Annotated in this window: 16 protein-coding genes; 1 reads left to right on the forward strand and 15 read right to left on the reverse strand. The window is 70.5% G+C overall.

The annotated features are described in order from the left end of the window. Nucleotides 1-2 precede the first annotated feature (2 nt). Nucleotides 3-683, reverse strand: a complete 681-nt coding sequence (locus K8612_RS25460) for a TIGR02269 family lipoprotein (protein WP_223764197.1) — start codon at nt 681-683, stop codon at nt 3-5. 124 nt (nt 684-807) lie between these two features. Between K8612_RS25460 and K8612_RS25465 the strand changes: the two genes are divergently transcribed. Beyond that, nucleotides 808-1,980 carry a metallophosphoesterase gene (locus K8612_RS25465; RefSeq protein ID WP_223764198.1) on the forward strand — a complete coding sequence of 391 codons (1,173 nt, stop codon included), beginning with the start codon at nt 808-810 and terminating at the stop codon, nt 1,978-1,980. 8 nt (nt 1,981-1,988) lie between these two features. Here K8612_RS25465 and K8612_RS25470 read toward each other — a convergent pair whose 3' ends face one another. From K8612_RS25470 to K8612_RS25535, 14 genes are all read right to left on the reverse strand, one after another. Beyond that, complete coding sequence (locus K8612_RS25470; RefSeq protein ID WP_223764199.1) at nt 1,989-5,189, reverse strand: tetratricopeptide repeat protein; 3,201 nt, start codon at nt 5,187-5,189, stop codon at nt 1,989-1,991. A gap of 105 nt (nt 5,190-5,294) precedes the next feature. Continuing rightward, nucleotides 5,295-5,939 (reverse strand): class II aldolase/adducin family protein, encoded by a 645-nt coding sequence (locus K8612_RS25475; protein ID WP_223738832.1) that lies wholly within the window; start codon nt 5,937-5,939, stop codon nt 5,295-5,297. After that, entirely contained in the window at nt 5,936-7,051 is a 1,116-nt protein-coding gene (mtnA, locus tag K8612_RS25480; RefSeq protein ID WP_223764200.1) for an S-methyl-5-thioribose-1-phosphate isomerase, read from the reverse strand. The genes K8612_RS25475 and mtnA overlap by 4 nt, the downstream gene beginning before the upstream one ends. A gap of 26 nt (nt 7,052-7,077) precedes the next feature. Next, nucleotides 7,078-7,962 (reverse strand): S-methyl-5'-thioadenosine phosphorylase, encoded by an 885-nt coding sequence (locus tag K8612_RS25485; protein WP_223764201.1) that lies wholly within the window; start codon nt 7,960-7,962, stop codon nt 7,078-7,080. A 34-nt stretch (nt 7,963-7,996) separates the two neighbouring features. Continuing rightward, complete coding sequence (mtnC, locus tag K8612_RS25490) at nt 7,997-8,698, reverse strand: acireductone synthase (protein ID WP_223764202.1); 702 nt, start codon at nt 8,696-8,698, stop codon at nt 7,997-7,999. Next, complete coding sequence (locus tag K8612_RS25495; RefSeq protein WP_223738828.1) at nt 8,695-9,240, reverse strand: acireductone dioxygenase; 546 nt, start codon at nt 9,238-9,240, stop codon at nt 8,695-8,697. The genes mtnC and K8612_RS25495 overlap by 4 nt, the downstream gene beginning before the upstream one ends. Then, nucleotides 9,237-9,866 carry a methylthioribulose 1-phosphate dehydratase gene (locus tag K8612_RS25500; RefSeq protein ID WP_223738827.1) on the reverse strand — a complete coding sequence of 210 codons (630 nt, stop codon included), beginning with the start codon at nt 9,864-9,866 and terminating at the stop codon, nt 9,237-9,239. Before K8612_RS25500 ends, K8612_RS25495 begins: the two co-directional genes overlap by 4 nt. Before the next feature lie 124 nt (nt 9,867-9,990). Continuing rightward, nucleotides 9,991-10,803: an alpha/beta hydrolase gene (locus K8612_RS25505; RefSeq protein WP_223764203.1), complete on the reverse strand. Its 813-nt coding sequence runs from the start codon at nt 10,801-10,803 to the stop codon at nt 9,991-9,993. 429 nt (nt 10,804-11,232) lie between these two features. Beyond that, nucleotides 11,233-12,471, reverse strand: a complete 1,239-nt coding sequence (locus tag K8612_RS25510; RefSeq protein ID WP_223764204.1) for a DUF1501 domain-containing protein — start codon at nt 12,469-12,471, stop codon at nt 11,233-11,235. Beyond that, nucleotides 12,468-14,087 (reverse strand): DUF1800 domain-containing protein, encoded by a 1,620-nt coding sequence (locus K8612_RS25515; RefSeq protein WP_223764205.1) that lies wholly within the window; start codon nt 14,085-14,087, stop codon nt 12,468-12,470. Before K8612_RS25515 ends, K8612_RS25510 begins: the two co-directional genes overlap by 4 nt. Before the next feature lie 53 nt (nt 14,088-14,140). After that, nucleotides 14,141-15,382, reverse strand: coding sequence for a serine/threonine-protein kinase (locus tag K8612_RS25520; protein WP_223764206.1), 1,242 nt, complete (start codon nt 15,380-15,382; stop codon nt 14,141-14,143). Between the two features lie 98 nt (nt 15,383-15,480). Next, nucleotides 15,481-16,101 carry a D-alanyl-D-alanine dipeptidase gene (gene ddpX / locus K8612_RS25525; protein WP_223764207.1) on the reverse strand — a complete coding sequence of 207 codons (621 nt, stop codon included), beginning with the start codon at nt 16,099-16,101 and terminating at the stop codon, nt 15,481-15,483. After that, nucleotides 16,101-16,796: a 7-cyano-7-deazaguanine synthase QueC gene (queC, locus tag K8612_RS25530; RefSeq protein WP_223744128.1), complete on the reverse strand. Its 696-nt coding sequence runs from the start codon at nt 16,794-16,796 to the stop codon at nt 16,101-16,103. Before queC ends, ddpX begins: the two co-directional genes overlap by 1 nt. 57 nt (nt 16,797-16,853) lie before the next feature. After that, a complete protein-coding gene (locus K8612_RS25535; RefSeq protein ID WP_223744129.1) occupies nt 16,854-17,468 on the reverse strand; it encodes a hypothetical protein in 615 nt (204 codons plus the stop codon). Nucleotides 17,469-17,471 lie beyond the last annotated feature (3 nt).

Consider the following 17,471-nt stretch of genomic DNA (forward strand, 5'->3'; position numbering starts at 1 on the left):
GCTCAGTCCTCGAAGGGCACGGGTGAGAGCTCTATCTGCTGCCAGTACGTCATGGGCAGACCGAAGAGCTCATACTTCTGGATCATCCAGGAGGCATGCTCAAAGTACGCGGAGACGGGAACACCCTCTTCGACCCGATCAATGAAGATGCGCCAGTCCCGATTCCATGGCCCGCCACGCTCGCCTCGATGGATGCGTGCGTGTACTTCCGCGTCGATCATCAACACGTACTTGTGAATCTCGATGCCCTTGATTTCGAATTCACCCTTGAACGCCTGAGGGAAGATGTGGTGCCGCTCCTTCGGCCGCTTCGCCCACTCCTGTTGGGCCTTCTCGCGGCGAAGCTCGCTGGGCAGCTTCTCCCGCCGGTGCCAGCGGAAGACCATGACGGGCACCGCGTCTCGCGGCAGCCCCTGCGCGCTTCCCCACGTTCGCCGAGGCCCGCTGCCGGGTGCCACGAAGACGGGCGCCACCGGCATGGCGCCTCGCGTCCGCACGATGCGCTTCGAGGCCAGGTCCTCGCACCGGAACAGCGCGCAGACGTCGTCCTCACAGACGTGCGTGAGGCACTGATCCTCGTCGCGGGCCTCGCACTCCGTTCTCACGGGTGCGGAGGCACAGCCCAGCGACAACACCAGCCACAGCCACACGACACGGAGGCCGGCTCCAGAGTCTCGTCTCATTTTCCCGTTATTCCACGTTAAGTTCCGTGAAGCCCAGGAGGCGAGCAACCCGGTCTCAGGGCACAGCGCGCTGTCAGGGGAGCCGTTATCCTCGGGGCTCCTCACACCCGAGAGCGCGCACACCATGGGAAGGCTGTTGGTCCTGCTGTTCGTCTACCTGGGCGCGTACCTCGTGCTGCGCAGGCTGTTGCCCGCTGTCACCCGGGGCTGGCGCCATGGCGTGCTGCTGGGGCTCTCTGGCTTCGCGTTCGCGGCCTGGACCGTGCCCGCCGTCACCGGCTACGGCCTGCACCACACGCCTCCGTTGCTCGTGCCGGTGAAGCTATTCGCCGTGGTGTGGAGCATCGCCGCGCTGCTGGTGATGCTGATGGGCCCGCCGTTCCTCATCCTCAAGCTGCGTGCTCAACGCCGTCAGCAGGCCGCGCCTCCGGGCGTGGACCTGGGGCGCCGGGACCTCCTGGTGAAGGCCGGTCAGGCCATGCCCGTCCTTGCCATCAGCGCCAGCGGCGTGGGCGTCGTGGGCGGCAGCGTGGGCTTCACCGTTCGCGAGGTCGAGGTGAAGCTGCGCGGCCTCCCCGCCGCGCTCGATGGCTTCCGCATCGGGCAGATCACCGACGTGCACGTGGGCCCCTTCATCTCCCCCGAGTACCTGCGCGGCGCCGTGGAGGTGATGAACACCGCGGGCGTGGACCTCCAGGTGATGACCGGTGACCTCATCGATGACGTGAATCAAATCGACGAGACCATGGCCGCGCTCGCCTCCACGACGGCCCGCCACGGCATGCTCGCGGTGCTCGGCAACCATGAGCACTGGCGCGGGCTCGATGAAGTCCTGGGCGGCTACGCACAACTGGAACAGCGCGGCGCGCCGGTCCGGCTGCTCGTGGATGAAGCCCATGTGCTGGAGCATGGCGGTCAGCGCGTGCGCGTGGTGGGCGTGGACTTCCCCATGTCCGGCGCCAGCCGCACCGGGCGCGACCGGCGCTGGCAGCGCTCCGCGGAGACGTCCTTCAAGGACGGGAACCCGGACGACGTGGTGCTCTGCCTCTCCCACCACCCGGACTTCTTCCCCTACGCCGCCGAGCGCGGCGCCCGCCTCACGCTCTCAGGCCACACGCACGGCGGACAGGTGGCCTTCCTGGGAGTGCCGCTGTTCGGCTTCGCCTTCAAGCACATGCTGGGCCGCTACCGCTTCAAGGACAGCCACCTCTACGTCTCCGGCGGCACGGGGCACTGGCTCCCCTTCCGCATCGGCGTCCCGCCCGAGGTCACCCTGCTCACGCTGCGCAGCGCCTGAAGCGCGGGTTATCGCCGCGCGTCCGCGTCCAGCCATCGCAGCGGCGCGTCCCGCCCCATGGCGATGAACGGCGCCCAGTAGTGCGGATGGGGCTGCGCGACTCGCAGCTCCCGCATCGCCTCTCGCAGCGCCGTGGCCAGGCCCTCGCCTCCGAGCAGGTGGCGATAGTAGGTCTCCATCAACGTGCGCGTCGTCGCGTCGTCCACCTTCCAGAGGCTCATCACCACCGTCTCCGCGCCCGCCACCAGGAAGGCCCGGCGCAGACCGTAGACGCCCTGCCCTCGCCGGACCGCGCCGCGCCCCGTGTCACACGCGGACAGGACCACCAACTGCGTGCCCCACAGGTCCAGCCCCGCCAGCTCCAGCGCCGTCACCAGCGCGCTGTCGGACGCGCTCGCCTCCTCCATCTCCCCCGCGAGCAGCAGGCCCGAGCGCAGCAGCGGATCCGGCGGGCGCGCGGCCTGCGGGTCCTCGCCCAGCGCTCCGAAGGTCGCGACGGCTCGCGCGTTCTCCGGCGCGGCGGCGTCCTCCAGGAAGAAGCCGTGGGTCGCCAGGTGGAGGATACCCGGCGTGCTCAGGTGCAGCAGCCGCTCCTTCGTCGCCTTCGGGCCCAGGAACAACTGCGCCTGCGGGAACAGGCGCTGGATGGCCTCCGCCTCCTCGCGCGAGCCCGGCAGCGGCACCGGCGCCCAGTCGCGCGCCACCAGGTCCTCACGGCGCAGCGACGGCGAACGCTCCGCCACCACGGGCGCGCCTCCCGCGGAGGCTTGCATCCCCGTGTTGAAGGCAGGATCCGCCAGCACCACCACCGAGGACGCGGGCCTTGGCTGCTGCGGCCGGGGCAGCAGGTCCTTGCCGGACGTCACGTAGGTGAAGTCGTAGCTGTCCACCAGGTACTGCCGCCCATCATGCAGCGCCGCGAAGGGCACCAGCGCCAACTGACCGTCCGGTGAGAGGAAGAGGCGGCGGGCCTTGCCCAGCAGCGGGAGCAGCGGCTGGAACGCGAGCCGGTACAGCGCGTGGGCGGAGTCCTCGAAGGCCGCGTCACGGCGGGCCAGCGCGTCCCGCAGGCTGGAGGCCGCGGCCTCGATGGGCGCCGCGGGCCCCAAATCCAACGCGCGGATGTCCCCGTCCGGCCGGAGCACCAATGCCAGACAGCGGAGCTGGGCCGTGCCCGTCCCCAGCACGAGGGGACGGTCCTCGTAGGTGATGAACTCCACGAGCGCGCCATCCTCCGGCAGGGCGCCAGCGACGCGGTCGACGATGTCACCGGGCGCGGGCAGCGCGGCCAACGCGCGCAGCGGCGCGGAGCGGCTGGCGAGCGTCGTCTCCAACGCATCCCCCTGCTCGGTCAGCGCCGTGAGCTGCCGCTGGTAGGCGGACGGCGTGAGCGCGCCGGGCCCGTGCAGCGAGAGGCTGGCCAACTGGGTGCGCAGCTTGCGCAGCCGCTCGAAGGTGCCGCGCTCCTCCGCGCCCAGGCTCCGGTAGACCGCTCGGGAGATGTCCGCAGTCTCCTCCACGGAGCGGCCCTTGAGCAGCAGCGCGGCGCTCAGGGCCAGACGCCGCACGGCCGCGGAGTCCGGGTGCGCGCGCACGAGCGCGTAGAGCTGCTCCTCGTCCGCGCGCAGGTGCTGGAGGAAGCTGGCCAGCCGCGCCTCGGAGAACTCGAGCGCCTCGCGGCGCAGGCGCTGCTCGGAGACTCCAAACGCGCGCGTGAACAAGGGCACCGCGTCATCCAGGCGCCGCTGCGCCAGGCGCAGGAGCGCCAGGTTGTTGAGCGACGCCGCGAGGTCCGGGTGGTTCCGGCCCAGCACGGCCTCGCGAATCGCCAGCGCCCGCATGTAGAGCGGCTCCGCCTGGGTGTACTTCCCCTGGTCCCGGTAGAGGTTGGCCAGGTTGTTGAGCGAACCGGCGACGTCCGGGTGGTTCCGGCCGAGCACCTCCTCCCAGAGGGCCAGCGCCCTCGCGTAGAGCGGCTCCGCCTGGGTGTACCGCCCCTGCTTCCGGTACAGGGTGGCCAGGTTGTTGAGCGAAGCCGCCACGTGCGGGTGGTGCCCGCCGAACGCCTTCTCCCAGAGGGCCAGCGCCCTCGCGTAGAGCGGCTCCGCGCGGTCGTACCGTCCCTGCGCCTGATAGAGGGTGGCCAGGTTGTTGAGCGCGGCCGCCAGGTCCGAGGGGCTGCCGTCCGTCGCCGCCTCCCGGATGGCCAGCGCCCTGGCGTAGAGCGGCTCCGCGCGGTCGTACAGCCCCTGGTCCTGATAGAGATTGGCCAGGTTGTTGAGCGAGTCCGCGACCAGCGGATGCGTCCTGCCCAGCGCCTCTTCCCGGATGGAGAGCGCGCGCAGGCCCAGCGGCTCCGCCCGGCCGTACTGCCCCTGGTCCTGGTAGAGCGTGGCCAGCGTGTCGAGCGAGTCCGCGACCAGCGGATCCTCCTTGCCCAGCGCCGACTCGCGCAGCGCGAGCGCCCGCACGTAGAGCGGCTCCGCCCGGCCATACAGCCCCTGCTCCCGGTAGAGCAGCGCCAGGTTGTTGAGCGAGTCCGCCACGGTGAGGTGGTGCTTGCCGAGCACCGTCTCCCGCAAATCCAGCGCGCGCGAATAGAGCGGCTCCGCCCGGCTGTAGAGCCCCTGCTGCTGGTAGAGGTTGGCCAGGTTGTTGAGCGACTCGGCGTAGGCGGACTGGTTCTCGCTGAGCGTCACCTCCTGGCTGGCGAACGCCCCCATGCGGCGGCGCTTGTCCAGGCTGAACAGGTTGTTCGTCCGCCGGGACAACGCGTGCCCGTGGTCGTAGAAGCCCCCGGCCTGACGGTCCGTCTCCATGGTGGGCGAGGCGGCGAAGCTGAGCAGCGAAGCCACCGTGACGGACCTCGCCGCGTCGTCGTTCACCACCGCTTCCCGGAGGGCCAGCGCGCGCTCGTGGAGGACGCCCGCCCGCGCGAAGTCCCCCTGGAGCCGGTACACCTCGCCCAGCAGGTTCAGGCAGTAGGCCACGTCCGGATGCGAGCCCCCGAGCACGGCCTCCCGCAGCGCCAGGGCGTGCTCGCCGGGCGCCACGGCCTCCGCGTAGCGGCCCTCCTCGTAGAGCGTCGCGGAGCGCTCATAGGCCTGGAGCGCCTCCGCCAGCCGGGGGTCCGAGGGCTCCCGCCCCGCCGGCATGAGCGAGGCACACCCCAGTGCCATCATCACCATGCACCCGAGAACCCACCGCATGCCGACTCCTCCTGGAGACCGGGGGTGACCCATCCGTCTCCCCCCTGTCCGACTTAGAGGCAGGGACCCCGGGAATCATGCAGGAACGTGTGCGCGGAGCACTTCCTACTGGCCATACCCCCGGAATTGCTGGAACACGCGCTCCATTTCGGCGTCGTCCAGCACCACGGGTTCGCCCACCTGGAGCGCGCGCCAGTACATGGCCGCGAGCGTCTCCACCTCCACCGCCAGCTTCCAGGCCGCCGCCAGGTCCGCGCCCATGGCGACCATACCGTGGTTGGCCAGCAGGCACGCCTTGCGGCCCTCCAGGGCCACCATCATGTGCCGCGCCAGCTCCGGCGTGCCGAAGGTGGCGTACTCCGCGCACCGGATGTCCGTGCCGCCCGCGGCGGACACCATGTAGTGGAAGGCGGGGATGCCCCGGCGCAGGCACGCCAGGGTGGTGCTGAACATGCTGTGCGCGTGCAGCACCGCGTTCACCTCCGGCCGCGCCTGGAGGATGTCCCGGTGAAGCTGCCACTCGGTGGACGGCTTGCGGTGGCCCTCGTGCGAACCGTCGAAGCGCATGAGGACCAGGTCCTCCGGCGTCATCGTCTCGTAGTTCATCCCGGACGGCGTGAGGAGGAAGCCGCCCTCCACGCGCTGGCTCAGGTTGCCGGAGGTGCCCTGGTTCAGCCCGGACGTGTTCATCCGCCGCGAGGTGGCGACCATCGCCTCGCGCAAGTCCTGGTGGTCCCCCGCCCCGCTCACTTCGCCGCGCTCCGCTGCGCGCGCCGCTCCGGGAAGAGCGACAGCATCCCCTCCTCCGTCGCCGGACACACGCCGCGCTCCGTGATGAGCGCCGTCACCAGCCGCGCGGGCGTCACGTCGAACGCGTAGTTCGCGGCGGGGCTCCCCGGAGGCGTAATCCGCACCGTGGCGATGTCCCCCGACGGCAGCCGGCCCGTCACGTCGCTGAGCTCCGCGCCGTCGCGCTGCTCGATGGGGATCTCCTTCACGCCGTCCTGGATGGTCCAGTCGATGGTGGGCGACGGCAGCGCGACGTAGAAGGGCACGCCGTTGTCCTTCGCGGCCAGGGCCTTCAGGTACGTGCCGATCTTGTTCGCCACGTCCCCGCGCGCCGTCGTGCGGTCCGTGCCGACGATGCACAGGTCCACCTCGCCGTGCTGCATCAGGTGGCCGCCGACGTTGTCCGCGATGACCGTGTGCGGGACGCCGTGCTGGCCCAGCTCCCACGCCGTCAGCACCGCGCCCTGGTTGCGCGGGCGGGTTTCGTCCACCCAGACGTGCAGGGGCAGGCCCGCGTCGTGCGCCAGGTACATGGGCGCCAGCGCCGTGCCCCAGTCCACCGTGGCCAGCCAGCCGGCGTTGCAGTGCGTGAGCACGTTGAGCCGCCCCTTGCGGCCCTTCTTGTCCCATGCCTCCTGGAACAGCTTCAGCGCGTGCTCGCCGATGGCGCGGTTGATGGCCACGTCCTCGTCGCACAGCGCCGCCGCGTGCCGGTACGCCGCGGCCACGCGCTCGGACGGCTTCAGCGGCGCGAGCACCTGGCGCATCCCGTCCAGCGCCCAGTGCAGGTTCACCGCCGTGGGCCGCGTGGCCCGGAGCATGGCGAGGGCCTTCTCCAGCGCGCCGTCGGACGCGTCCTGCCGCATGGCCAGACACACGCCATACGCCGCCGTGGCGCCGATGAGCGGCGCGCCGCGCACCAGCATGCTGCGGATGGCGTGGCCCGCTTCATCCGCCGTGGACAGCTTCACCTTCACGAACGCGTGCGGCAGGCGCGTCTGGTCGATGACGCCGACGCTCCAGCCGTCGGACTCGACCCAGATGGAGCGCATCGGAACGCCTTGGACTTTCATCGCCGTGTCTTCCTTGTTCCGTGCGTTCAGCGCTTGAGGACGCGGCCCGCCACCGCGGAGAGCTTCTCCACCATGGCCGGGTCGCGCGCGTCGGGCGACGTCATGATGGCGTGCTCCAGCGCCGTCTGGCAGCCGGCCTTGCACAGGGCCGTGTGCTGGCTCACGAGCGGCGCGATGTTCTTCACCAGCCCGCGCGCCTTGCCCGCGTTGCCCAGCAGCACCGAGACCACCTGGTCCACCGTCACCGCGTCGTGGTCCGGATGCCAGCAGTCGTAATCCGTGACCATCGACACGCTCGCGTAGCAGATCTCCGCCTCCCGGGCGAGCTTGGCCTCCGGCATGTTGGTCATGCCAATCACATCGCAGCCCCACTGCCGGTACAGCTTGCTCTCCGCCAGCGTGGAGAACTGCGGGCCCTCCATCACCAGGTACGTGCCGCCGCGCACGACCTGGATGTCCAGGCCCTCGCACGCGGACATCACCGCGTCGCCCAGGCGCGAGCACGTGGGCTTCGCCATGGACACGTGCGCCACCAGCCCCTGGGAGAAGAAGCTCTTCACGCGCGCGAAGGTGCGGTCCACGAACTGGTCCACCACCACGAAGGTGCCCGGCGGCAAATCCTCCCGCAGGCTGCCCACCGCGGAGACGGAGAGGATGTCCGTCACGCCGCTGCGCTTGAGCGCGTCGATGTTCGCGCGGAAGTTCAGCTCCGACGGCGGAATCTTGTGCCCGCGACCGTGGCGCGGCAGGAACACCACCGGCTGGTCGCCGATGCGCCCGAAGCAGAACTCGTCCGACGTCTCACCGAACGGCGACGACACCCGGCGCCACGAGACATCCGTCAGGCCGTCAATCTGATACAGGCCGCTGCCGCCGATGATGCCCAGCACGGGCTTGTTGGGACTCGACATGGGGAGGGACTCTGCTCCTGGAAGAGGAATCAATTCAAGACACGTGCGCGAACGGGTCGAGCGACGCGAAGTCGTGGAACACCGGGTGCCCGTGGCCCGGCGGCAGGGCCACCTCGCCCCGGTCCAGGGCCGCGGTGCGCAGGCCCGCCTGCTTCGCCGCGTCCAGCTCCGCCGTGTTGTCGGAGAGGAACAGGATGTCGCCGGGAGGCAGCTCCAGCGCCTGGGCAATCTTCGTGTACGACGCGGGCTCCACCTTGGGGCCGGTGGTGGTGTCGAAGTAGCCGGAGAACACCGGCGTCAGGTCCCCCTCCACGCTGTAGCCGAAGATCAGCTTCTGCGCGGCGATGCTGCCGGAGGAATAGACATACAGGCGCATCCCCTTCGCGTGCCATTCGCGCAGGGCCCGGGCCGCGTCCGCGTGGACGTGGCCCTTGATTTCGCCGCGCGCGTAGCCTTCCTCCCAGATGAGCCCCTGGAGCGTCTTGAGCGGCGTGGCCTTGCGGTCCACGTTCAACCAGCGCTGGAGCAGCGCGACGGTGCCCACCTCGTCCAGGCCGGGCTCGCCCGCGAGCGTGCGGGCGTCCGACAGGCACTGGCGCACGGTGGCCTGCTGGCCGTGCGTGGCGACGTACTCCGCCAGGTGCTTCCGGGCGAAGGGGAAGAGCACGTCCTTCACGAAGGCGATGGAGCTGGTGGTGCCTTCGATGTCCGTGACGACCGCCTTGGGGGCACTCACGGCGCGTACTTCGGGAAGCGCTCGGCGATGGTCTCGCCGGTGAAGTGGCCCACCCAGCCGTCCGGGCGGATGAAGAAGCGGATGGCGGCGAAGCGGGGCTTCTCGCCCATGTCGAACCAGTGCTTCATGCCCTCCGGCACGCTGATGAGGTCGCCTCGCGTGCACTCCACCTGGAACACCTTGTCGCCCGCGTGCAGGTAGAAGCAGCCGCTGCCCTCCACCATGATGCGGGACTCGTCCTCCGTGTGCTGGTGCTCGGAGAGGAACTTCTGGCGGGCGGCCTCCACGTTGGGGGCGTCCGGCTTGATGCGCGCCACGTCCACGGTGTTGTAGCCGTGGGCCTTCATCTCCGCGTCCACGATGTGCTTGTAGGCCGCGAGGACCTCCTCCTGGCCCGCGCCGTCCGGCAGGTCCACGGACGCGTCCACGCGCTCGAAGCGCACGCCCGCGGGCTTCAGCTCGCGGCGGATGTCCTCGGGCTCGGTGAAGACGCCCAGCGGCGCCTCCGGCTGGTGGTCGTGGTAGACAATCAGCTTGCTCATCGCCGCACCTTCATCTTCTCGAGTTCGTACGTCAGCAGGTGTTCCAGCGCCACCACGTGGCGGCGGGCCTCGGCCATGCTCCGGCCCCAGGTGTACAGCCCGTGGCCGGCGATGAGATACGCGACCAGGTCCGTGCGCTTCTGGAGCATCGCGGTCACCTTGTCCGCGAGCCGGGGGATGTCCTGGTCGTTGGGGAAGATGGGGATGGACACCGCGGCCTCGTGCGTGCGCGTGTCGCCCAGGGCCTTGAGCAGTTCGAAGTCCTGGAGCACCAGCTCGCCTTCCGCAAGCCGCAGGTTCGACAGGAGCGCGGCCACCACGGAGTGCGTGTGCAGCACGGCCTGCGCCTCCGGCCGGTCGCGGTAGAGCTGCAGGTGCAGGGGCGTCTCCGCGGACGAGCCCCTGGGCGGCGGCGCGTGGATGTCCGCGACCAGGATGTCCGCCTCCACCAGCTCGCCCTTGTCCACGCCGGAGCGGGTGACGGCGGCGGTGCGGGCATCCAGCCTGCGGGAGAAGTTGCCGCTGGTGGCGGGCACGAAGTTGCGCACGCTCAGGAAGCGGCCCACTTCGACGATTTCACGGGCCGCTTCGGACAGGGTCGCGGCGGGGGCCGGGTCGATGCTCATCCATCCCTCGGGGGAGCTTGAGGACGCGATGAAACATCGCGTTGATGACACGGAGCATAGTCCGGCGATCGCTGGTAGGCGCAAGGGAACGCAACGCAGGACGTCATGCGTCCTGCCGCCCTGCTCAGGTCCCGTCGAGCGCGAACGTGGCCAGCCGCGCGAACTCCTGCAGCCCGTCCCGCTCCAGCACGTCGTTGTGGCCGGCGCCCGGCACGGTCACCACGCGGGCGTGCGGGAAGCGCTGGCCCAGCGTACGGCCCATGTCGACGGGGACCACCTCGTCCTGCTCGCCGTGGATGATGAGGACGGGGATGGGGATGTGGGGGGCCTTGTCGAGCGACAGGTAGCGGTCACGCATCAGCAGCGACGCGGGCAGGAACGGGAGGGTCCGCTGGCCCATGGCGACCATGGACGTGTAGGGGGACACCAGCACCATGCGTGCACCGTATCCGCGCCGGGCCATCTCCACGGCGACGCCGGTGCCCAGGCTGCGCCCGCTGAGCACGATGTCCTCCGGCTTCACGCCCTGCTCGCGGAGGAACTGGAGCGCGGCCTCCGCGGACGCGTACAGGCCCGCCTCCGAAGGGCTGCCCGGCGACGCGCCGTAGCCCGGGTACTCCACCGCGAGGAAGCCCAGCCCCGCGTCCCCGAGTGCCTGGCCCAATCCCTGCTGCCACAGGAGCTGTTCGCCGTTGCCGTGGAAGTGCACCACGGTGGGGGCGCCCGGAGGCGCGGGCAGGTAGAAGCGGTCCACATTGAGGCCGGTGGCCAGCGGCACCACGCCGAAGCCCGGCTGATCACGCAGCGCCGAGGGCTCCGCTTGGGGCGCGGGGTAGATGAGGGACCGCTGCGCGGCGAAGGCAAGCGCGCACAGCGCGAGGTACAGCATGCCGGTGATGAGGACGAAGGCCATGAGGAGGCGGCGGAGGCGTTGCACGCGGGCACTCCATCACACCGCGCGCTTCCGGGGCGACACCTGGGCATTGAAGAGCTGCGGCCGCCACGTCACCGTTCGCGCCTGGGGCGTTGAGGAAGGCGTGCTTCGCGCCCGCGAAAGTGGAGCGCGCTGAAGAGGCGGCTGCTGCTTCACGACGACCGCACACCTCGGAGAGAGCTCTGTCCGCCAGATGAGAAGGTGAGAACCCCGCGAGGGCACACCTGTGGCGGAGCAGCTCGCGAAACCTGTCCGACTGTCCGACAAGTTTGAGGAGCACGGCCAGAGGGGCTCCTCCCTCCGTGCCGCGAAACCTGTCCGACTGTCGGACAGGTTTTGGGCGTCCGAGTCGGGCGGGGAGACTGGTCAACATGGAGGGCCGGCGCTTGGAGCGTGGCGGACTTCGGCCGCTTGCGCGTCACCCGGTGGCGCTCAGGTGAACATCCCTAGGACTCGGTCCTCGCTGTAGCCGGGGAACACCTTCGTCAGGGCCACTCCAGGACGGCAGGCCCGGAGGGCTTCGGACAGGGGGGCTCGGACGTCGGTCCAGGAGGGCACGTCCCGTCCGTCCTGGAGGCGGTCCACCGTGAGGGATTCGAAGCGGCCGTGCACGCCGCCCTTCACGCCGCCTCCCAGCGCGAACATCACGCCGCCCACGCCGTGGTCCGTGCCTTGATTGCCGTTCTCCTTCACCGTGCGGCCGAACTCCGTCATCACCAGCACCGTCACCGTGTCGAGCTTCGGGCCCAGGTCCGCCGCGAACGCGGTCAGCGCGTTGCCCAGCTCCTCGCACCGCTTCGCGAACGTGCCCTGGGTGACGCCCTGCGCGACGTGCGTGTCCCAGCCGCCCATCTCCGTCGCGGCGACCTCCAACCCCACGTCGCCCTTGATGAGTCGCGCGATGTCCTGGAGTCGGCGGGCCAGCGGCGTCGTCGGATACGTCACGCCGGGCGAGGCAGGCAGCTTCGCGAGGCGGGCTCCATCCAGCTTCGACATGGCCTCGAAGGCGTCCGCGCCCGCGCCCTTCAGGGCCTGATCCACCGCCCCGGCGTAGAGCGCGGAGAAGCCCTGCCGCGCGTCGCCATGCTGGCGTCCGGTGCGCAGCCGGAAGTCCTCCAGCCGCCCCAGCGCGAGAGCCCCCGCGTTGCCGTAGAGCGCGCGGGGCAACGTGGGTTGCAGCGCCACGGCTCGCAGGGGTGCGTCGTCCTTCGCGTCCAACAGCGCCCGGTTGAGCCAGCCGTCCGCGGTGGACTTGCGGCCCGGCGTGCCGGACTCCAGGAAGTCCTGCGCGTCGAAGTGCGAGCGCGGCGCGACGGGCAACCCCACTCCGGGGAGCACCGCGAGCCTCCCTTCCGACCACAGGGGCATCAGTGCACCGAGCGCGGGATGGAGACCGAAGGGGCCCGTGAGCCTCGGCGCGGCGTGCTCGCCCTCGAACTTGAGCGCGAGCGTGGGCCTTGCGCGCTGATAGGCGTCGTCTTCAACGGGCGGCACCAGCGACAAGCCGTCCGCGCCGCCGCGAAGGAACACCGTGATGAGCGCGCGACGGGCGGGCGCATCGCCTGGACTCGAGGCCCAGGCGCGGGACAGGAAGGACGGCGCCAGCACGAGGCCCGCGCCCGTCATGCCCAGGGATTGAAGGAACCACCTTCGGGAGAGCCGTGCGGTCATTGTTTCTGGAACTCCGGCGAGCCGAGCAGCAGCCCCGCGATGAGCGGCACATCCACGGGTGGCGCTTCGTCCACGGCGCTCGCGGCTTCACGCTTCTCCGCCAGCGCCGCGAGGATGGTGGCCTTTGTCTCTTCCGACGGCTTCGCTCCCAACAGCGCCTGTCCCAGGCCTTCCACCCACTCCACCGCCGTGGGCGCCTGCTTGGGCGCGAACGCGTCCAATGACACACGCGCTCCGGGCAGCCGGCCTCCCACCAGGTCCAGGCCGAAGTTGAGCCTCGCCACCAGCGCTCCGCTGTTCACCCAGGGCTCCGCCACCTCCGGGAAACCCGTGGGCGCGGGGGCCCGGTAGAGCGGCTCTCCCATCAAGGCCAGGTGGCGCAGCAGCCGAGGCGTCACCTCCACCTGTGCGTTCGTCGCTCGCAGCGCGGACACCACGTATTCGAACGGCGTCTTCACCTTCGCGGCCCGTGCCCGCGGCGACTGGAACTCCGGCGACTGGAACAACGCCCGATACACCGCGCGCAGGTCCCCCTGCGTGTCGAGGAACACCTTCGCCACGCGGTCCACCAACTCGGGAGAGGGTTCATCCGCGACGAAGCGTCGCGCGAGCTTCAGCGCCACGTGACGCGCGGTCGCGGGATGGCTCGCCAGCAGGTCCAGCACCCGCTCCCCGTCCTTCTCCCCGCCTCCCGCCGGAATCGCCTTCCCCAGCACCACCTTCGCGTCGCCGTCATGCGCCACCTTGCGGAAGACGAACGCGGGCTCCTTTCGCGGCTTGCGGATGCTCCAGCCCGTGAAGCAGCGCGCGACCTCGCGCACGTCGTCCTGCGTGTAGCCGCCGTCCACGCCCAGCGTGTGCAGCTCCAGCAGCTCGCGCGCGTAGTTCTCGTTGAGCCCCAGCTTCGGCTTCGCGTCTTCTTCGTCCTCCGCGTCCTCCAGCATCGCGGCCTGCCGGCGGAAGCGGCGCGGGTGGCGCAGCTCCTCCTGGCTCAGCCCCTCACGCGTGCTGCGCCAGTTGTCCAGGTAGAAGAGCATCGCCGGGTGGTGCGCCGTCGCGCCCAGCAGCTCCCGGAAGGTGCCGAAGACATGCGGCCGGATGGCGTCGCGCTCGTAGGACGTGGCCAGCCACTTCACCACGCCTTTGTCCTCGGAGACGTTGAAGTGGTTGAACCAGAAGTCCACCAGCACCTCCTCCAACTGGCGCGGACTCTCCACCGCGCGCAGCACCCGCGCGGAGGAGCGCTCGAAGACGACGCGCGCAGGGCCCCGCTCGCGCTTCTCCTCGGGGGGCATCTCCGGCGGTGGCCTGGGGTAGTCCTCCACGAGCTGCTCCATGGACATTCCCAACGTGGGGAACGCCTGGAGCTTCGCGCTCAACCCGGGCGGCAGCGCGGCACCGGACGCGGGCTGGAGCTGGGCGTCCACCCACCCGTCCACGCCCAGCCGCTTCATCTCCGCCAGGTCGCGCGCCGAGGGGCCGTACGCCAGCCGCTGCAGCACGTGCACCGCGCGCGCCTCGTCGAAGGGCGCGGGCGCTTCAGGTGCCGTGACCTGCGACCGCGACGCACACGACAGGCACACGGCCACCAGGGGCCAGACAGGGAGGGCGCGCATGGTGATGCATTCAACCCCGGACGCGCCCGGAAGTTACGTGCCTGCCTTGAAGCTCAGTGCAGCATCGCGCCGAAGAGCGACATGCCCAGGTTCACCGCCGACGCGATGACCAGTCCCGCGCCCACCAGGCCCGCCGCCGTGAGGGCCATGGGGTTGCGGTCCGCGATGCGCAGGCCCTTGTGCAGGGTCTTCTTCAGCATCGTGCGCTGGCAGTGCACGTGGATGCGGCCCTCCAGCGCGGCCTGCAACTGCGCCACCATGTCGTCCACGGACTCGAAGCGGTCCTTGGGGTCCTTGCTCATCCCCTTCTTCACGAACCACATCAGCTCCGCGGGCACCGGGCCCTGCGCGCTGTGCTTGTGCATGGCCCCCATGCTCAGCTCGCGCGTCTGCACCGCCGTCATGATGTCCGGCACGGACTGGATGCCTTCCAGGTAGTGCGACAGCGACAGGAGCTCGTGGAAGAGCACGGACAGGCTGTAGACGTCGCTGCGCGCGTCCATCGTTTCATGCTCGCCGCGCGCCTGCTCCGGGGACATGTAGAGCGGCGTGCCCACCACGGAGCCCAGCTCCGTCTGGAGCGGCCGCGCCGAGTGCAGGTCGTTGTTCGGCGTGCCCTCCGGGAGGGCCCTGGCCGCGGACGCACCCACGCGGCGCGCGAGGCCCCAGTCCAGCACCGTCACCTCGCCGAAGGGGCCCACCATGATGTTCGCGGGCTTCAGGTCGCGGTGGATGAAGCCCTTGCCGTGCGCGTACGCCACCGCGTGCAGCACGCCCAGGAAGATCTGCACCCGCACCTGGAACGGATAGCGCACCAGCGCGTCCAGCTCCGAGTTGCGCAGCCGGGCGATGATGGACTCCAGCGTCTCGCCCTTCAGGTGCTTCATCAGGAAGTAGTACCGGCCCTGCTCATCCACGCCCACGTCGTGCACGGGCGCGATGTTCGGGTGGTCCAGCATGCCCACCGTGCGGATCTCCTCCACGAAGCGCAGCACCCGGTCCAGGTCCGCGCCCGGGGGCAGCCGCTTGAGCGCGACCTCCCGCTCGATGTCGTGGTCGCGGATGAGCACCACCTCGCCCATGCCGCCCTGCCCCAGCGGGCGCACTTCCTCGAAGCGCTCGCGCTGCAGCGGAATCACGCTGGGCTGCTGCCCCTTCCACTCCACGCGCGGCAGCACCGTGTTGCGCCGCTGGGTCGTGGACGCACCCGGGGTGAGCGTGGGAGCCAGCGCCGCGGCTCCCGAGTTCGGAGAAATGAGCGTGTTTTCCAGGCCGGCCGCGAGCGTTTGACTCATGGGACGCCAGGAATAGCAGGCACTCCCCGCGCGCGCCCACCTACGCGCAGTCCATGACGCAACCGCGCGAAACCACTGGGCCGGCAGGCGGCCAGGCTTCACCCCGCCGCGGCGAAGGGCACGTCCAGCACCGGCAATTTCGTAGCGCCGGGCAGGTCGTAATGCCACCACTCCATCCGGTTGCGCTGGAAGCCGGCGCCCTCCATGGCCTTGCGCAGCACCTCGCGGTGCTCGCGGGAGGCCGGGGTGCCGCCGGTGTAGCCGTGGTGCGCCGCGGGGGTGAAGTCGTCGAAGGGGGTGGGCATCTCCACCTCCGCCCCGTCCTTCGTCACCAGGGTCAGGTCCACCGCCCCGCCCCGGTTGTGATTGGAGCCCTTGCGCGGGTCCGCCACGTAGCCGGGCTTGGGCAATATCTTCCACATCTCATACTGCACCGCGCGCGGCCGGTAGCAGTCGTACACCTTCAGCCGGTAGCCCTGGGCCCGCAGCACCTCCGCGGCCCGCGACAGGCGCTTCACCGAGTCCGGCAACAACAGACACCGCGCGCCGTCCGGGTACACCTGCCGCTTGAGGAAGTTGTCCTTCGTCGCGTAGCGCAGGTCCAGCACCAGGTCCGGGATGACGGTGGCCGCGTCCACCAGTTCCGCCTTCGGCGCGGCGGACTTCGGTGCGCCTCCGAGCAGCGCCAGGGTCAGCATGAAGCCTGCCGCCGGGAGCATCAGCGCACCCCGTCCGTGTACACGGTGGGGTCCGGCACGCCCGCCTCCTGGAAGCCCTTCGCGCGCAGGAGGCAACTGTCGCAGCGGCCACACGCGCGGCCCTGCGCGTCCGGGTCGTAGCAGGAGTGCGTCATCCCGTAGTCCACGCCCAGCTTCACGCCGGCCTGGATGATCTGCGCCTTGGTGAGGCCGGAGAGCGGCGCGTGCACCTTGAAGGTCGCGCCCTCCACGCCCGCCTTGGTGGCCAGTTGGGCCATGGACTCGAAGGAGCGGATGAACTCCGGGCGGCAGTCCGGGTAGCCGCTGTAGTCCACCGCGTTGACGCCGATGTAGATGTCCGTGGCGCCCACCACCTCCGCCAGGCCCAGCGCCATGGAGAGGAACAGCGCGTTGCGCGCGGGCACGTAGGTGACGGGGACGTCGTGGGACATGGCGTCCTCCGTGCGGTCCTTGGGCACGGGGATGTCGTCCGTGAGGGCGGAGCCGCCCACCTGCCGCAGGTCCACCGTCACCACGCGCACGTCGCGCACGCCCATGGTGGCCGCGACCTTCTTCGCCCGCTCCAGCTCCACCGCGTGGCGCTGCCCGTAGGCGATGGACAGGCACACCGGCTCGAAGCCGTCCGCCTTCGCCATCGCCAGGCACGTCGTTGAGTCCAGGCCTCCGGACAGGAGCACCACCGCACGCTTCGCCATTCCATCCTCCACTTCGGGGCGGCGCACGTTACACGACGGGGACGGGCCCCGGGTGTTTCAGTCGATGCGGTCGCCGCTCACCGTGTACACGGTGGTGCAGGTGCTGGGGTTGCACGTGCAGCTCTTGCTCCCGCTCTTGCTCGGCAGGAAGACGTCCGTGAGCGTGCCGCACGCGAGCGACACGTCGTAGCCGTTCTCCGTGGGCGCGGGGAGGTCGCCCTCCGGCACGCCGCCGTCCAGGCGCTTGCAGTCGCGGGCCACGTTGCGCGCCTGGCTGTCGCTCAGGAGCATGACGTCCATGGCCTCCTCGATTTCGGAGTCCTCGCAGCCGGTGCCGCACGAGTCGCGGCGCGCGATGGCGCGGTGGGTGGAGGACACGCTCTGGCCGGTGTAGCCCGCGTCGCGCGAGAAGCCCTGCACGGTGAAGAAGCCCGTGCCCGCGTCGGTGTCTCGGGAGAAGGTGCCCTCGAAGTAGAAGCTGCCCGCGTCGTCCAGTTGCGCGAAGTCGCGCGAGCCCGCGTCACACGTGGTGCGCGCCGCGTCCAGCTTCGCCTGGAAGCGGAACGTCCCCATCACCTGGTCGCCCGGGTAGACGGGGTCGTTGAAACAGCCCACCGCCACGGCCAGGGCCGCCGCGGGGAAGAGCGCCACTGCCAGTCGCTTCAGGTGCATGAC

Source organism: Corallococcus sp. AS-1-6, from assembly GCF_020037015.1.
Taxonomy (GTDB): Bacteria; Myxococcota; Myxococcia; order Myxococcales; family Myxococcaceae; genus Corallococcus.

Coding starts and splice junctions, on each gene's coding strand:
- K8612_RS25460 (WP_223764197.1), bottom strand. CDS start 683: ATGAGACGAGACTCTGGAGCCGGCCTCCGTGTCGTGTGGCTGTGGCTG.
- K8612_RS25465 (WP_223764198.1), top strand. CDS start 808: ATGGGAAGGCTGTTGGTCCTGCTGTTCGTCTACCTGGGCGCGTACCTC.
- K8612_RS25470 (WP_223764199.1), bottom strand. CDS start 5,189: ATGCGGTGGGTTCTCGGGTGCATGGTGATGATGGCACTGGGGTGTGCC.
- mtnA (WP_223764200.1), bottom strand. CDS start 7,051: ATGAAAGTCCAAGGCGTTCCGATGCGCTCCATCTGGGTCGAGTCCGAC.
- K8612_RS25485 (WP_223764201.1), bottom strand. CDS start 7,962: ATGTCGAGTCCCAACAAGCCCGTGCTGGGCATCATCGGCGGCAGCGGC.
- K8612_RS25495 (WP_223738828.1), bottom strand. CDS start 9,240: ATGAGCAAGCTGATTGTCTACCACGACCACCAGCCGGAGGCGCCGCTG.
- K8612_RS25500 (WP_223738827.1), bottom strand. CDS start 9,866: ATGAGCATCGACCCGGCCCCCGCCGCGACCCTGTCCGAAGCGGCCCGT.
- K8612_RS25510 (WP_223764204.1), bottom strand. CDS start 12,471: ATGACCGCACGGCTCTCCCGAAGGTGGTTCCTTCAATCCCTGGGCATG.
- K8612_RS25515 (WP_223764205.1), bottom strand. CDS start 14,087: ATGCGCGCCCTCCCTGTCTGGCCCCTGGTGGCCGTGTGCCTGTCGTGT.
- K8612_RS25520 (WP_223764206.1), bottom strand. CDS start 15,382: ATGAGTCAAACGCTCGCGGCCGGCCTGGAAAACACGCTCATTTCTCCG.
- ddpX (WP_223764207.1), bottom strand. CDS start 16,101: ATGCTCCCGGCGGCAGGCTTCATGCTGACCCTGGCGCTGCTCGGAGGC.
- queC (WP_223744128.1), bottom strand. CDS start 16,796: ATGGCGAAGCGTGCGGTGGTGCTCCTGTCCGGAGGCCTGGACTCAACG.
- K8612_RS25535 (WP_223744129.1), bottom strand. CDS start 17,468: ATGCACCTGAAGCGACTGGCAGTGGCGCTCTTCCCCGCGGCGGCCCTG.